General features: G+C 37.9%; 14 protein-coding genes. 1 reads left to right on the forward strand and 13 read right to left on the reverse strand.

Translation table 11 applies throughout. The features are described from left to right. Window position 1 precedes the first annotated feature (1 nt). The 10 genes from QBE53_16380 to QBE53_16425 all read right to left on the reverse strand — a co-directional run bounded on the left by QBE53_16380 (window position 2) and on the right by QBE53_16425 (window position 11,004). Window positions 2–190: a hypothetical protein gene (locus QBE53_16380; protein WZL81353.1), complete on the reverse strand. Its 189-nt coding sequence runs from the start codon at window positions 188–190 to the stop codon at window positions 2–4. A gap of 1 nt (window position 191) precedes the next feature. After that, window positions 192–1,070, reverse strand: a complete 879-nt coding sequence (locus tag QBE53_16385) for a carbohydrate ABC transporter permease (GenBank protein WZL81354.1) — start codon at window positions 1,068–1,070, stop codon at window positions 192–194. Window positions 1,071–1,079: 9 nt separating this feature from the next. Further along, entirely contained in the window at window positions 1,080–1,970 is an 891-nt protein-coding gene (locus QBE53_16390; protein ID WZL81355.1) for a sugar ABC transporter permease, read from the reverse strand. 45 nt (window positions 1,971–2,015) lie between these two features. After that, the gene (locus tag QBE53_16395; protein ID WZL81356.1) at window positions 2,016–3,407 is read right to left on the reverse strand and encodes a carbohydrate ABC transporter substrate-binding protein; all 1,392 of its coding nucleotides are present in this window, start codon (window positions 3,405–3,407) and stop codon (window positions 2,016–2,018) included. Window positions 3,408–3,565: 158 nt separating this feature from the next. Continuing rightward, window positions 3,566–4,717 carry a glycoside hydrolase family 88 protein gene (locus QBE53_16400; GenBank protein WZL81357.1) on the reverse strand — a complete coding sequence of 384 codons (1,152 nt, stop codon included), beginning with the start codon at window positions 4,715–4,717 and terminating at the stop codon, window positions 3,566–3,568. After that, window positions 4,717–5,553 (reverse strand): carbohydrate ABC transporter permease, encoded by an 837-nt coding sequence (locus QBE53_16405; GenBank protein ID WZL81358.1) that lies wholly within the window; start codon window positions 5,551–5,553, stop codon window positions 4,717–4,719. Before QBE53_16405 ends, QBE53_16400 begins: the two co-directional genes overlap by 1 nt. A 15-nt stretch (window positions 5,554–5,568) precedes the next feature. After that, window positions 5,569–6,453 carry a sugar ABC transporter permease gene (locus QBE53_16410; protein WZL81359.1) on the reverse strand — a complete coding sequence of 295 codons (885 nt, stop codon included), beginning with the start codon at window positions 6,451–6,453 and terminating at the stop codon, window positions 5,569–5,571. 68 nt (window positions 6,454–6,521) lie between these two features. Beyond that, a complete protein-coding gene (locus tag QBE53_16415; protein ID WZL81360.1) occupies window positions 6,522–7,925 on the reverse strand; it encodes an extracellular solute-binding protein in 1,404 nt (467 codons plus the stop codon). Between the two features lie 80 nt (window positions 7,926–8,005). Further along, window positions 8,006–9,853 carry a histidine kinase gene (locus tag QBE53_16420; protein WZL81361.1) on the reverse strand — a complete coding sequence of 616 codons (1,848 nt, stop codon included), beginning with the start codon at window positions 9,851–9,853 and terminating at the stop codon, window positions 8,006–8,008. Beyond that, window positions 9,850–11,004: a response regulator gene (locus QBE53_16425; GenBank protein ID WZL81362.1), complete on the reverse strand. Its 1,155-nt coding sequence runs from the start codon at window positions 11,002–11,004 to the stop codon at window positions 9,850–9,852. Before QBE53_16425 ends, QBE53_16420 begins: the two co-directional genes overlap by 4 nt. A 175-nt stretch (window positions 11,005–11,179) precedes the next feature. Between QBE53_16425 and QBE53_16430 the strand changes: the two genes are divergently transcribed. Next, window positions 11,180–12,322, forward strand: coding sequence for an anaerobic sulfatase maturase (locus QBE53_16430; GenBank protein WZL81363.1), 1,143 nt, complete (start codon window positions 11,180–11,182; stop codon window positions 12,320–12,322). Here the strand turns inward: QBE53_16430 and QBE53_16435 are convergent. From QBE53_16435 to ahpF, 3 genes are all read right to left on the reverse strand, one after another. Further along, window positions 12,305–12,997 carry a hypothetical protein gene (locus QBE53_16435; protein WZL81364.1) on the reverse strand — a complete coding sequence of 231 codons (693 nt, stop codon included), beginning with the start codon at window positions 12,995–12,997 and terminating at the stop codon, window positions 12,305–12,307. The two genes, QBE53_16430 and QBE53_16435, sit on opposite strands and share 18 nt — an antisense overlap. 31 nt (window positions 12,998–13,028) lie before the next feature. Then, a complete protein-coding gene (locus QBE53_16440; protein WZL81365.1) occupies window positions 13,029–14,021 on the reverse strand; it encodes a Gfo/Idh/MocA family oxidoreductase in 993 nt (330 codons plus the stop codon). Between the two features lie 150 nt (window positions 14,022–14,171). Further along, entirely contained in the window at window positions 14,172–15,704 is a 1,533-nt protein-coding gene (gene ahpF, locus QBE53_16445) for an alkyl hydroperoxide reductase subunit F (GenBank protein WZL81366.1), read from the reverse strand.

Raw genomic sequence — 15,704 nt, forward strand, 5'->3', positions numbered from 1 at the left:
ATTATTTAGAATGCGGTTTGTTATACACATACAATGCAAGTAGGAGCATAACTAAACCAAACATTTGAATCATTAATCCTTGAACCCCTATATCCTTATGTCCCATGATGACAAAAATTGTTCCGACAATAATCCATAAGAATGCAAAGATTCGTTTTATGACTGCTTTTCCATATTCATCTTTTATCATCCTAACCTTTTAAACCTCCTAACGTCATTCCTTGCGTTAATCGCTTCTGTACAAAGATATAGAGAATAAGCGTTGGCAACATAACCATGACCAATCCAGCATACATCTGTCCATATTGCGCAGCTGCATTTTGTGCTTTCATTAAGTTCATAAGCCCTACTGGTAATGTTCTTGCTCCTCCAGCTTTTGTTAATAACGTCATTGAAATAATGTATTCGTTCCAGAAGGATAAAAAGTTAAATAAAATAACGGTGACAATGCTCGGTTTTGCCATTGGCAATATAACCTGGCACATGGTTCGAAAATGTCCTGCACCATCTACATACGCAGCTTCTTCAAAGTCTTTTGGCAGTGTAACCAAATACCCCGATAGTAAATAAATTGTAAAGGGCAATGCTGTTGAAGCATATACTAGTGCTAATACAAATATATTGTTAAGCAAAAATCCATGACCAAATGTTGTGTTCATCCATTTGTCTGCATCAACAAACATCAAGAAGATAGGAACAACAATATAGTTTACATTAATAAACAGACCTGCCATGAACATGCCTCTAAAAAATTTCTTGCCAAAAAAATCAAAGCGTGTTAATACGTAGGATGCAGGTAATGCAACAATCAAAAGAATAAGAATAGCTAATGATGTAACAATAACTGACGTCAGCATATAGCTTCCCATATTAGCCTTATTCCATGCATCTGCAAAGTTTTGTATATAAAATCCTGCAGGCATTGCCCAAGGATTTCCATAAAACTCGGCATTTTCTTTGATTGAAGCTAAAAATACCCAGCCAACAGGAACAATGATTGTTATCGTTAATGAAATGAGTGCAACATATATAAAAATTTTATACAGCGAATTTGTCTTTAGATTTTTCATATTATCCTCCTAGAATTCAAGCGGTTCGCGTTTTGTAACTGCGCTGACAACGGCAGATAGTGCAAAAGAAAAGATAAAAATAACTACACCAATCGCCATACCATAGCCATAACTTGAATTCGTATAGGCTTGTTTATACATATAACTTAAGAAAACTTCTGTACTTCCATCCGGTCCACCTGATGTCATTGCTTGCACAAAGAGAAAACTCATATTGATTGAACTAATAATGAAGAATGTAAGTGTCGTTCGAATATTCGTCCAGATAAGTGGTAATGTAATCTGAAAGAATTGAGTAATCTTGCCGGCACCTTCCAGGCCGGCAGATTCATACAAGCTTTTTGGAATACTTGACATACTTGCGATATACATGACCATATAATATCCAACCGCTTGCCATACCATGGCAGCGACCAAACTATAGATAACTATTTTTTGATCGCCTAGCCATAAAATATCTGGTTGGTCTGGTCGAAATAAACGAATGAAACTGTTGAGTATACCATTTTTAGGGTCATATATTGCACTAAAAATAGCTGCAATGACTACAACAGATAATATATTCGGGATGTAAAATACAATTCTAAAGATATTCGCCCCTTTAATTTTCTCCTGGGTAAGGATCGCCGCAAATAATATTGCGAATAAGAATGTAATCATTGTCACTAAGATTAAAAGCAACAACGTATTTTGAAACGATTGGTAGAACCGTTGGTCTTCAAAAAGAATTCTAAAGTTGTTTAGACCAACAAACTCCTTGTTTGGCGAAAAGCCTCCCCATTTAAACAGCGACATTTTGAATACGTTTATTGTAGGTATAACCATAAAAACGATAAATAAGATCACTGCAGGAGAAAGACACAATGTAATAAATAACCGACTGCTTCTTCCATTTTTCATTTGTCTAAAGATCTCCTTACATTTTTTTCATTCGATAGATTCCGATTATTTCAATGCTTCACGAAGTCGATTGCTTGCTTCAATAACGCTTGCAACCCATTCATCACGTGTCTTATCACCTGTTACCAAACTATCTACAGTTCCAAACAATGTGTCTGCCATGTTAACACCTTCAACAGGCTCTGTTGCTGCAAAGTTACCCATAGCTGCTTTTGCACCATCATTGTATACACTATAGAAAAGTTTGTTCTCGCCAGTTAAGTAATCTGTCATATCAAAAATAGGTTGAACTGCATTGCTAGCCGCAAAAATAGCTGCTGCTTCATCTGAGTATAAGAAACTAATAAATTCTTTTGCTAGCTCAGGATTCTTTGCCGCTGCTGGAACCCATGCTTGTTCAAAAAATGTATAGGAATATTGGTCTGAAGTGTCATCAAGTGCTGGTAGCGCTGTGAATCCCCACTCAAAACCTTCCGCTCTTGGAGCATCTGCCATTTCACCTGTTACCCAAGTACCATTTGGCATAAATAATGCTTCGTTATCTAAAATAAGTTGCTGATTTTTTAAGTAGTTTTCATTGTTCGCATTTGCTGGTGTTGTTGCTTCTGTATATGATGCCAATTTTTCAACAATGTCAAATGCTTTTTGTGCTTCATCTGTTGTCCAAATGCCTTCTTCATATGTCATTGCTGCGTTAAATAGTGTTGGACCACCAGTAACATTTAACAATCCATAGAAAAGTGCATCAAAGTACCCTGTTGTAGGATATGTGAATAATGCGATACCTTCCGCCTTAGCTTTTTCGCCAAGTTCCCACATTCCGTCCCAAGTTGTTGGTACTTCCCAACCTTTTTCTTCAAATAGTGCTGCATTATAGAATAAACCGCAAGGACTATAAAACATTGGTGCTAAATAAGTCTTACCATCACCATATGGGTTTGTGATTCTAGTTGATGTAAATCCTGGAATTAATTTTTCAGATACTGTAATGTCTTCCCCTGGAACATTCATTGACAACACGTCTGTGATATCAAGAATTGCTTGTTCTTTTATAAGGGTCTCTGTCAACGCTGCTGGACGACCTACGCCTAGATGAACAACATCTGGATAGTCTCCTGCTTTCATGCTTGGACTAATAGCATCTTCCAAGTTTTTATCAACAATCAGCTCAATGCTCACACCTGGGTGTATCGCTTCAAAAGCTGCGGCAACATCTGTCCACATCTGTGCTCCATAAGCTGTCTCAATGGCTGCAACTGTTAATTGTTGTTCTTGTACATCATCCCCTGTTGTTGCATCGGATCCTGCATCATTATTTGTATCTTGGGAATTCCCCGTTGATGCATCGCCTGAATTTGCTGTTTCATCATTTTGGCAACCTGCAAAAAGTCCTACAGACAATACCAATACCAATAAAATACTTAGTGCTTTTTTCATAATATCTTTTCTCCTTTTTTATTATAAGATACCCTTATTATAAGCACTGTCTCTCCAAGCGAATACATGATTATTGTTACTTTTTTTATATTTCTTGCTTTGCAATTAATTTTTCGCAAAAATTTTCAACATTTTTTTATTAATTATGTTATTTTCTCTTACCAATATGGGTTCCAGTTTTGTGTTAAACGCACTAAAGCCTCCATATAAAAATAATCGCCCCATATATTACTCTCATCAACACCTTGATTATGCGGAATCGAATATACTCCATGAAGTAATAATCCTTCGGATTCTTGAATACTCTTTGGCGTATAATTGTTCACTAATGATTCCATCATTTTATGTGCACTCTCTAGATAACGCTCTGTCTGAGCCAAAGATGGAAGCTGCTTCGCCCCTTCTAAAATACCGCAAATGGCTATTGCTGATGATGAAGAGTCTCTAGGTTCCTGCGCTCCATCACTAAAAGCCAAGTCCCAATATGGAATATAGTCCGCCGGTAGATGTTCAATAAAATAGTCTGTAACCTTAACAAATGCATCAACAAAAACCGGATCTTTGGTATATGCATAGGCTAACATAAATCCATATATTCCCCATGCTTGCCCTCGCGCCCACGACGAATCATCTCTATACCCTTGTGCCGTTTCTCCTCGTAGTGGTTTATGGGTTTTTGTATCAAAATAGTAGGTATGATGGGTACCATAATCTTCACGCAAAACAACTTGTAGTGCGGTATATGCATGGTTAGAAGCCACTTCATAAAATTCTTTTTCACCGGTTTGTTCATGTGCCCAAAATAGTAGTGGAATATTCATGTATGCATCAATAATTAAGCGATAACTTTCTGGTGCTTTCATCGGGCCCCAAGCCTGAATGAATTTGCCTTCGGGTGTATATCGATGAATAAGCCATCTTGCTGCTTCAAGAGCTGTCTCTTTCGCTTTTTTAAGACCTAATGTTTTATATGCTGCTACACAAGACAAGGAATATAAAAAACCAATATCATGATGGTCTAATACCCACTTATGTTCAAGACGTTCCTCAAAACTGTCGACATGCTTTTCAATTAGCTGTCTTAACATCGGTGATGGTTTAGCCTCATGCGCCAAGCTTAATATCCCTGAATAAAAACCTTCTGTCCAACATTCATCATTAGGATGTTTTCTATATATTCCACCTTCTGCTGCCGGTGCCGGGAAGAATCCTTCCTTCAGTTCCCGGCTGTTCTCCAACACTTCTAGCACATGGTCTCTTGCTTGAATAAGTGCCTCTTCATATAACTGCTGATTTTTTACTCTCTCCATTATCCTTTCACCCCACTTGCTGCTACACCTTCAACAAAGTAGTTTTGGGCGAAGATAAAGATGACGATGACCGGCAGTAAGACTAATGTCGCTCCAGCCATTAGTACACCATAGTTTAACACTTGTCCTGTTGCAAATAACTGTATACCTACAGAAAGCATTTGCTTACTTACATCTGATATGTATAGATAAGGGCTCATATAATCATTCCATATCCACACAAAGGAGAAAAGCATCATCGTTGCAACCGATGGTTTTGCTAATGGCATAATAATCTTAAAATAAATCCTAAAATGTCCACATCCATCAATACGTGCAGCTTCAGACAATGATTCCGGAATGCTGATAAATGCTTGTCTTAATAAGAACACAAAGTATACATCCACAAGGCTTGGTAATATAATTGCCCACATGGTGTTAAGAATCCCTATCTTTTTAAAGATAATATAACGAGGTAAAATCATAATATCACTTGGAATCATCAATGCTGCTAAGAGAATCATAAAAATCAAGTCCCGTCCTTTGAACTTAATTTTTGAAAATCCGTAAGCTGTATAGCTTACAAAAAAGAACTTTAATAAAAGACTGGTTCCTGTCATTATTATTGTATTGCGATACCACTGCATAAAGTCATAATAATCACTTACAAATAAGGCTTTAATATTATCCAAAATCCACTCACTTGGCCATAATTTAAAAGAGGCTTGTAAGACTTCACTTTCTACTTTAAAAGCTGATAGAATCATAAATACAAAGGGGAAGATTGATCCAATCCCAATCATAATCATAACAACTGTTAGTATGACTTTCGTTATTTTTTTTGATCTGATTTCCACTGCTTTTCCTCCCTTTTAGTATGTCACCCATTTTTTTTGTCCACGCCACTGCACCAACGTTATCAACATAACCACAGCGAACATGACCATCGCCTGCGCACTGGCATAACTAGTATCAAAACGCGTGAAAGCTGTTCGGACGATATTAATGGACATCACTGTTGTTGCTTGTCCCGGTCCACCTTGTGTCAGTGATTGAATAACTGTAAAGTTTTGTAACGATGTTATCAACGAACTAATCGATAGGAAGAACGTTGTTGGTGAGACTACCGGTAAAGTTACATGTATAATCTGTTGGAATCTTGTCGCTCCGTCAATACGAGCCGCCTCATTAAGCGCCTTGGGAACACCTTGTAGTGCCGCCAAATATACAATCATATTAAGACCAACACTTTTCCATACCGCAATAGCTACTACTGTTGGTAGAACTAACTTTGCATCAGTTAAAAGAATGGGGGGATTTTCCACTCCAAGTTTAAGTAATAGCCCAACGACGGGTCCTCTTGCACCAAGCAATAACCGAAAGACAACTGCAACGGCAACCATGTTGGATACATAGGGTAAAAATACCATCGAACGTAGTGTCTTCTTAAAAAAGACTCCCTTATTTAAAATGACGGCTAGAACAAACCCTATAATCATAATTAGCGGAACATAAATCAATGAATATATCGCCGTTCTTTCTAATGCCGCTAACGCGTCTGGATCACTAAAAAAGCGAACAAAGTTTTCAAGTCCTACAAATTGAATATTATCTAGCTTCGTTATATATTTTACATTGACAAAGGATAATCCCATCGCAATGACAAACGGAATCCCAGTAAATATCGTAAACAGTAATATATAAGGTACGATAAACATATACCCTGTCAACGTTTCCATAAGTTGTCTTCTTTTCACAACAACACCTCTTTCTATGAAAACGCCGCTACAATCGTAGCGGCGTATTATCAGTATCGTGTCTTAGCTTATTGTTTAGCTTCTTCGATCGCACGATTTGATCGCTCTTGAATTGACTGCATTGTTTCTTCAAGTGGCTTAATACCTAAGCCATACTCTTGTGCTTCTTCAAACCAAATTTGGTTAATACTTGTATCTGCTGTACCTATGATTTTTTCTGGATAAGGAATACGCTCTGCATCAAACCATCCTGCTCTAAAGTCTTCTACTGTAATTCCATCATCAACAAAATCTGCACCTAGTTCTTCTTCGATGTATCGTGTGATTTCTTCATCTGAAAGGTTAACACGCGCCGGTACACGACCGTATCCAAGTTCGTATTGATTTTCTGCCATGTATTTTACCGCTTCAAACGCCGCTTCTTTGTTTGCACTTGTTGTTGGGATTGCATAGTTTCCGTTAACTACAAGTGTTGAAGCTTCGCTTCCTTCTGGATAAGGCATTGGAAGAATTCCAGCTTTCCATTCTCTTGGATATTTTTCATGGTTTTTCAATAAGGATGTCACCCATCCACCACAAACAAACATTCCGATGTTGTCGCTTGCTGCAAAAGCATTCCATGGGTATTCTCCTGCTGCGAGCATTCCCATTGTTGGTTGAATTTCCTTCTCGTTACCTAAGTCTGCAAAGAATTTTAATGCTTCTGAGTATAGCGGATCGTCAAAGTTTGATGTTCCATCTGCCTTATATGCATCCGCACCTTTTTGTGTTGCATACATATAGTAGTAGTTGTTGTAGTCAAGCATGTATGATCCCCATACACCGTTTTCTATGTCCGTTAACTTTTCTGCTGTTTCGATGTATTTTTCCCAAGTCCAACCTTCAGCTTCTGGATATGGAACACCTGCATCATCAAATACTTTTTTGTTGTAGAATGTCAACCAGATATCACTGTATGCCGGTAAACCATATACCGCTCCATCAAATACTGGCAAGTTTTCTCCAAACACTTCTTTCATATCATAACCCATGTTTTCAGCCAGTTCATCAAGTGGTGTTAACACGCCTGCTGATTGATAGATTTTTAATGATGGTGTTGCTGAATATACAATATCAAGTTCGTCTCCTGCCATCAAACTAACTAATGTTCTGTCGATTTCACCATCTTTTGGTGTTGGCACGATTGTAAATTCAATGTTGATTCCTAAGTCTTCTTTAATCTTTTCGATGAGCTCAACATTTTCACCTGTTGAAGCACCAGTTTCAGTTACTGCCCACTTTAATGTAACTCCATCATATTTTTTGCCTGAAGTATCTTCTGTCTCTTGGCCATTTTCTGTCTCTGTTGTTGCCTCTCCATTGTCTACAGTTGTTTGAGAACTGTTGTCTTCATCCGCCTTTGTACATCCTGCAAAAAGATTCACTGCCATTGTAAAAACAAGAATCAAGGATAGTAAACGCATTTTTTTCATAAATTTTTCCTCCCAAAATGTAATTATGTTATACATTCATTATATCTGCATCTATCCGCTTCTTAAATAGTCTGGATTTTTTATTTATAGTCAATTTTGGGTATTTGAAGGACAACAACGGTTCCTTTTCCTTTTCGACTATATATTTTCACATTGGCCATGTCACCATAATGTAAACGTAAGCGTTTGTAAACACTGCCTAAACCGATGCCTGTACTTCGCCTATCGCGTGCTTTGTTTTGTTCACCACTTTCTCTTAACTCAGCCTCAATTTTTAACAGCACTTGTCTATCGATGCCGACTCCATTATCTGCAATAAAAAACCGTAGGTATTTATGATCTTCTTTTAATCGAAGGCTAATGCTTACCGGACTTTCACTGTGGTCCACCGCGTGTATGAAGATATTTTCAACAACCGGCTGCAAAATCATCTTGATTACATAATACTTATTGGTCAATTCCGGATCTGCTTCAATCTGAAAATTCACCTTTTCTTGATATCTATTCTTTTGAATGTGGCAATACGCCGTTACATGTTCAATCTCTTTATTTATAGAAACAACTTCCTGTCCATCCCCAACTGACAAGCGATATAGGCGCCCTAAGGAAGCCGCCAGACGTCGGATATCCGGACGTTTGGCTTCTGTCGCCATCCACACAATGCTTTCTAGTGTATTATAGAGAAAATGCGGGTTCACTTGACTCATCAACACTTCATATTCCAGCTGTTTTTTTTGCTGTTCACTCTCTAAGCGCTCTTTAATATTCGTCTTGATACTTTTGAGCATGGAATTATAATGCCTTAACATTCGTTTAACTTCTTCGCGCCCTTTTTCTTCCAGCTCTTGATCCAAATCACCTTCATAAACTTTTTCCATGGAAAAAATCAACTGGTTAATCGGATTCATAAATCCACGATACATATATAGCATGATACCTATGTATATCAGTGCAATAAGCACCAAAATCCATATAACTTGAATATAGAGCTGTTGATTTTCTGCAAGCACTGCTTTTTCAGGCAATAGCACAATGCTTTTCCAACCGTTGACTTGAGATGAGGAAAATGCTAAGTAATAGGGCACTTTATCCATATGTATCTTAATATATCCATCGTCCCCTTCTTCTTGCTCTATTTTTTGTATCCAGTCCTTTTGTCGATTGAGTACTGCCTCCGGTTGCTCTAACGCCACTTCATCCGAAGATGAAAGTAACTCTGCACGCTCGTTGACAATATATATTTGGGCACCTAATTGTTCGTGTAAATTCATATATTTCTCATATAAATCTTCTTCTTGAAGAGCAAAAATATGAATATAGGCATATTGGGATTTTAATGGAGAAAAGACACGACGTGTTCCTACAATAACTTTGTCCTTGCGAACTTCATTATAGGTTGTCATGGTTAAAAAGTTATCCATAAGTGGATACCAGTAAAACTTCCCTAGACGCTCCGGATCATCAATATTTAACTCCATCAACTTTGCCTTAATATCTTCTTGATCATTATTCGGATCGACAAAGTTAAACACTTCATCTTTATATGTATAAATTGAAGCAATCTGTTCATTTTGTTTTAACAAGTTATATCCATCAAAAATTCTACGCATAATTAATACTGTCGACTGACGCTTAAGCATCTTACTTTCATAAGTACGGTCTAAGTACTCCAACAGCCTTTGCTCTGATGCAAACGTGTCACTTACTCCATATACGTTAAGAATTGTATCATCTAGCTTTGCACGTACTTCCTTTGCTCCGTACAACATATTTTCAATAGCTTTATCTTGTAATGTCCGATTGGTATTAAGAAAAAGAACCGTCACCAGCAAAATAATAGGGATTAAGGCTAAAAGCAATAGCCCTATTATTTTTTGCATCCAAGAACGGTTCTTCTTATGATGATTCATTTTTTTTAGTGTTTTCATTCGAAGGTTCCTCTTTCTATTTGTTCACGATATTCATTGGGACTCATGCCATATGTTTTTCTAAACACTTTAATAAATGTGGATGGGTCTGCATACCCCAGTTCTTCACCAATTTCATAAACCTTGATGGAGATATCTTGCAACATCTCTTTGGCTTTTTCCATACGTTTTTTAGTAATATAAGTTGTAAAATTATATCCAATCTCTTTTTTAAATACTTTCGAAATATACGACGGTGTCTTATCTACCCGTTCTCCAATATAGTCTAATGATATAATGTTATTATTATATTCTTCTGTCACAATATGTAAAATCTCTTGTGCTAGGGGGGATAAGTTTGCACTCGCCAACGTTTCATAAGCAATCCATTGTCCAGAACCTGTATATCGTGTTTGTTCAAGGGCTTCTTTTGCTTCTTGGTATGCAAGATAGTAATTTTTTTCTTCAAATTCTTGGCTAACCCCAACACTGAGTGTCGGATAGTTGTTTTGCATTTGCTCAAACAGTTCTTTAGGACTCTGCTTAGATATTCCTATGAGGATCTCCGGAAAAATCTGGTAAAACACACTTTGAAGCTTTTGATTTTTATTTTTCAACTGGCTAAATGCTTCTTCACGTTTATCTTTTTCCATGGTCCACAATGTGACAAAGCCTTTTTCAGGAATCCACTTCATCTCTTCTGAAGTAAATGTTGTAATTCCCATAAGGTATGAATTTAATTTCATTAATTGTTGCGCCCATTCTAGCTCCTTGATATACGCTTTTTCCGCATTGTCTTCATCAAGTTTTTGCTTTAATCTCGAAAACAAGTCAATAAAATCTTCTTCTTGCGTCGGCTTAAGCAAATAGTCAAAGACATTATTCTTAATCGACTTGTTCAAATATTCAAAATCACTATATCCACTTAAGATAACTATTTTTATGGAAGGATAGTTTGCATTTAGATATTCCATGAGCTGAACGCCATCATATTTTGGCATACGTATATCTGTTAAGACAACATCCGGCGCTTGTTCTTTGATAATCTCAATCGCCTCTAAGCCATCGCTTGCCTGCCCCACGATCTCAAACCCCCATGTATTCCATGGATTTCCATGAACAAGTCCATTACGTATAACCGCCTCATCATCGACAACTATCAATTTATACATTATGCTATCCTCCTTCTTGCCCGCTTCTTACCTACTTCGTTCTTTGTTATATCATGCATTTTTCTTTATTTTATCATCTTTTAATGACTTCGCCTAGGTTGACATTGAAATCGCCTATGAAATGTTTTATACTTTATATTAGTGAATTTTTGCACTGATCTTAAAGGAGCGACTTATGCCAAAAAATATTTCATTATTGATCAAACCCTCGTCATCCAACTGTAACCTTGGATGTAAATACTGCTTTTACTATGATGTTGCTGCCAATCGCGACCACAAAAGTTATGGACTTATGCAGCCATCTACGATGGATGCTCTCATTAAAAAAGCGCTTGAAAGTGCCACGGACCATGTGACTTTTGCCTTCCAAGGTGGAGAACCGACACTTATTGGGCTTGACTATTTTAAAAACTTTGTCTCAACGGTTAATCAATATAAATCCACACAAACCATCCATTATGCAATACAAACCAACGGAACTCAGCTTGATGAAGACTTCTGCGCATTTTTACATGAACATCATTTTCTTGTTGGTCTGTCCCTGGATGGTCCCAAGGACATGCATGATCTGAACCGATTAGACACCAAGAAAAAAGGTACCTTCAAAACCGTTGACCAAGCGGCAAAATTAATGACCAAACATAAAGTTGAGTTCAACATTCTAACGGTTGTCACCAAAAACACTGTACGTCACGTACAAAAAATCTATCGGTATTTTAAAACGCAAAACTATCAGTATCTGCAATTTATTCCTTGCATCAGCGACTTCAATGACGCCACCTTAAAACCATATAATATCACACCAAAAGACTATGGAGAATTTCTCATCCAATTATTTGACCTTTGGTATCAAGATATTCTTCAAGGTGAACGTATCAGTATCCGGTTGTTTGACAACTATGTCCAAATGCTATTAGGTATGCCGCCAGAAAGCTGCGATATGAATGGTTTTTGTAGTGTCAATCCAGTCATTGAAGCCGATGGTTCTGTCTATCCATGCGACTTTTATGTTTTGGATCAATGGAAGCTTGGTAATATTAATAACGATGCCCTTGAGGACATGATGTTTGGAGACTTGGCTAAGGAGTTTCTCGCTAGTGGTAATCACCATGCAAAAGAATGTGACACATGCCCTTATCTTAGACTCTGTCGAAGTGGATGCCGTCGCCATAAAGAGATGTTTGTGGATACGAAAAACATGGCAACTGAAGATTTATATGATAATTATTTTTGTGAAGCATATAAAATGTTTTTTAGCCATAGCGCTCAAAAGCTTCAGCACCTTGCCCGTTATATTCAATCACAACAACGGGTATGATGTTAATGGCATGCATTTTAAGTGCCGTTGATACCAATCATTATATACTAACTCAATAGTATCTACCTGTGCACTGCCAAAATCAAATGTACGATATCGGTCAATGTATCTGCAAAAAAGACCACTATCATGTAATGGTTTTCTTAATCGAATCACTGTCATATGTGCTGTATTTAATGTATATCTTGCATCAATCGACAACCCTAAATTCGATTGTGCAAACGCCTCTCTTAAGCGTTCGCGCATCAGATTTAGGGTTTCTTGTTTTGGAAACCCTTGAATCAGTATACATGATGGAGAGGCTGTAATCCCATAAAAATCAATTGAAAATCGTGGCATCTTTGCTAACGTATCTTGGATGATTGTTTTGACTTTTAAAAGATCCACATCTTCAAGCACAAACCCTTCTACACAAGATACAATAGATAGCACCGTAAGATGCATATCCGTCTCAGGATAATAATATTGCTCCGGCTCTATCTGCTGTATCTGCTGCAAAAACTGCACTATATTCTTACGAACACTTTTTGTCGGTCGAATCAACAGCGTTATCCCTCGCCGATTATCCGTTGGACAATCAAGCATTGTATCAAGTTGATAGCGTTGGTGAACTATCGCAGCAACAGCCGCATCATACATCTGTCTATAATGAAATGTAAGCTCTTTATTATTCATTGTAATATCCTTTATATGGTATCCTTAGATGTTATTGATGTTTAAGCTTCACCGGTTGATGCTTTTCTAACGATCGATTCGCCGCCAAAGTCAGTTCAAGGGTTTTTAATCCATCATTATAATCCGACTTAATCAAACTTGCATCTTTATCTACAATCGCTTGAATAAACGCTTGTGCTGATTGAAAATGCATGTCTTTAATAAATCTACGGCATGCACTTTGCTTGGTTTGGGTATATGTAATATCTTGTTGCCAACGATAATTAATCACCTCGTCCGCACAAATGATTTGAAATCCCACACCGTTATAATTCATAATATCTGCAACATAGCATGCTGTGAGGATGGTTGCTACTTTTCCAGAAGCAAATGTCAGCGTCGTCGCTGATGCATCTTCAAGATCATAATCCTCTACATCCGTTATTAAACCTTTAACAGCAGTACTATATACCGTCTCAACTTCACCAAATAAATAGCGTAACATGTCAAATATGTGTGTGCTTTGCTCGACAATCTGACCTCCGGACATCTTTTTTTGCCGCCACCAATGTACCTGAGGCATTCCACCAATCCATTGTCCTTGTATTAATCCCACATTCTTTATCTGTAGATGTTTTTTTAGAAAATCAACTTCGGGATTATACCGCTCTTGATAGCCTACACTGTTGATAATTTGGGACTCTTGAATAATACGCGCTGTTTCTTTGGCACGTTCATAAGATACATCTATAGGTTTTTCTACATAAATATGAATGCCATAGGCAGCCGCTAGACGTTCTGCATCTTCGTGACGATTCGGCGGAATGCAGATAAATACACCATCGATTTCTTTTTCTTGCTCATACATAGCTTGATGGTGGCTATATAGTCTTGCTGTAGGCACACGCTTTCCTATAGTTTCTAGCTTTTCTGGATTACTTCCGGAAAAAGCAATAACATCAACATGCTCCATTTTAAGTAAATTATCTAAATGAAAATTCGCAAACCATCCACACCCTATAATTCCAATCTTAATCTTATCCACATGCTCCTCCTCTGTTATACCCACTTAGGATTATATTTTGCTCCTTATTTGTTTATTATAGCATATTTTTTTATTGTAGAAAAACATAAAGAGGCTACTCTATCCATGGATTATTAACCCATGATAGAATAACCTCTAATGATTTTTTTGCTAATGACGCAAGAGATAGTCAAAAGCACTTAGGGCTGCTGTTGCACCCGATCCCATAGAAATAACAATCTGCTTATATGGGCTGTTGGTACAGTCTCCTGCTGCAAACACACCTTCCATCGATGTTGCTCCGTGGGCATCAACAACGATTTCACCAAATCGGTTTCTCTCTATGTTCTCACCTAACCATTCCGTGTTGGGTACAAGACCAATCTGAACAAACACACCGTCTAAATCTACATTGGCGACCTGTTTTGTCTCCCGATCCATATATTCAATCCCAGTAACTTTTTGATCTCCTGTGATTTTTTTCGTCTCAACATTTTTAAGGACAGTGACATTGGGCAAACTGTATAACCGCTCTTGCAAAACACGATCTGCTTTTAATTCCGGTAAAAATTCCAATACCGTCACCTGTTTTACAATTCCTGCCAAATCAATGGCTGCCTCAATCCCGGAGTTTCCTCCACCAATCACTGCCACATCCTTACCTTCAAAGAAAGGTCCATCACAGTGCGGACAATAAGCTACACCCTTATTTTTAAACTCTTGCTCACCTGGGACATTGATGTTGCGCCATCGGGCGCCAGTGGCAATAATCACAGTCTTTGCCTTTGCAATCGTTCCATCTTCTAGCGTTACCTCTACAAAATCTTCTCGGCGTAACTGGGTCACTTTTTGCCTTAGGATAACATCAATATTTTTGTAGTGTCCAATGTGGTCATTAAGATGCCCGGCGAGCTTTGGCCCTTCTGTATATGGAACCGAAATCAAGTTTTCAATCCCTAAAGTGTCAAGAACTTGTCCCCCAATGCGTTCAGCCAATAAAGCAACACGAATTCCTTTTCTTGCTGCATAGATTGCCGAACTTACACCTGCAGGACCTCCCCCAATGACAAAGACATCATAAGGCGCATCACTTAACTTTGGTCCTTCTGTAGCCGTCTCTCCCATAAGCTTTAACAGATCTTCAATGTCCATACGACCACTTTCAAGGAATTCCTTGTTGAGATAAACCGATGGTACTGCCATAATATCTTTAGCTTCAACCTCATCCTTAAAAACAGCACCGTCAATCATTGTATGGCGAATTCCAGGATTTAAGACACTCATAATGTTTAACGCCTGAACAACATCGGGACAGTTGTGGCAACTTAAACTGACATAGGTCTCGAAACTGTACTCTCCCTTAATCGATTGAATCTTCTCAATCAACGCTTGATCAATTTTTGGCTTTCGACCACTGACGTGTAAAAGAGCCAATACAAGCGACGTAAATTCATGCCCTAAAGGAATACCGGCAAAGACAATGCCGGTATCTTCCCCTTGACGGTTCACACTAAAACTCGGTGTGCGTTCAAGCTCTCCCTCTTCAACATGAATTCGAGTTGACATTGTCGCCAGCTCTTCTACAAGTGCAGCCATATCTTTAGATACTTGTGATGCATCTAAGCTTTGCCTGATGACAATGTCTTGTTCAAGCATCTCAAGATATTGTTTTAACTGTTGTTTAATCTCTGCATCAAGTAGCAT

The sequence above is a fragment of the Vallitaleaceae bacterium 9-2 genome (assembly GCA_038396585.1).
Lineage (GTDB): Bacteria > Bacillota > Clostridia > Lachnospirales > Vallitaleaceae > UBA1351.

Coding starts and splice junctions, on each gene's coding strand:
- QBE53_16380 (WZL81353.1), bottom strand. CDS start 190: ATGATAAAAGATGAATATGGAAAAGCAGTCATAAAACGAATCTTTGCA.
- QBE53_16385 (WZL81354.1), bottom strand. CDS start 1,070: ATGAAAAATCTAAAGACAAATTCGCTGTATAAAATTTTTATATATGTT.
- QBE53_16390 (WZL81355.1), bottom strand. CDS start 1,970: ATGAAAAATGGAAGAAGCAGTCGGTTATTTATTACATTGTGTCTTTCT.
- QBE53_16395 (WZL81356.1), bottom strand. CDS start 3,407: ATGAAAAAAGCACTAAGTATTTTATTGGTATTGGTATTGTCTGTAGGA.
- QBE53_16400 (WZL81357.1), bottom strand. CDS start 4,717: ATGGAGAGAGTAAAAAATCAGCAGTTATATGAAGAGGCACTTATTCAA.
- QBE53_16415 (WZL81360.1), bottom strand. CDS start 7,925: ATGAAAAAAATGCGTTTACTATCCTTGATTCTTGTTTTTACAATGGCA.
- QBE53_16420 (WZL81361.1), bottom strand. CDS start 9,853: ATGAAAACACTAAAAAAAATGAATCATCATAAGAAGAACCGTTCTTGG.
- QBE53_16425 (WZL81362.1), bottom strand. CDS start 11,004: ATGTATAAATTGATAGTTGTCGATGATGAGGCGGTTATACGTAATGGA.
- QBE53_16430 (WZL81363.1), top strand. CDS start 11,180: ATGCCAAAAAATATTTCATTATTGATCAAACCCTCGTCATCCAACTGT.
- QBE53_16435 (WZL81364.1), bottom strand. CDS start 12,997: ATGAATAATAAAGAGCTTACATTTCATTATAGACAGATGTATGATGCG.
- ahpF (WZL81366.1), bottom strand. CDS start 15,704: ATGCTACTTGATGCAGAGATTAAACAACAGTTAAAACAATATCTTGAG.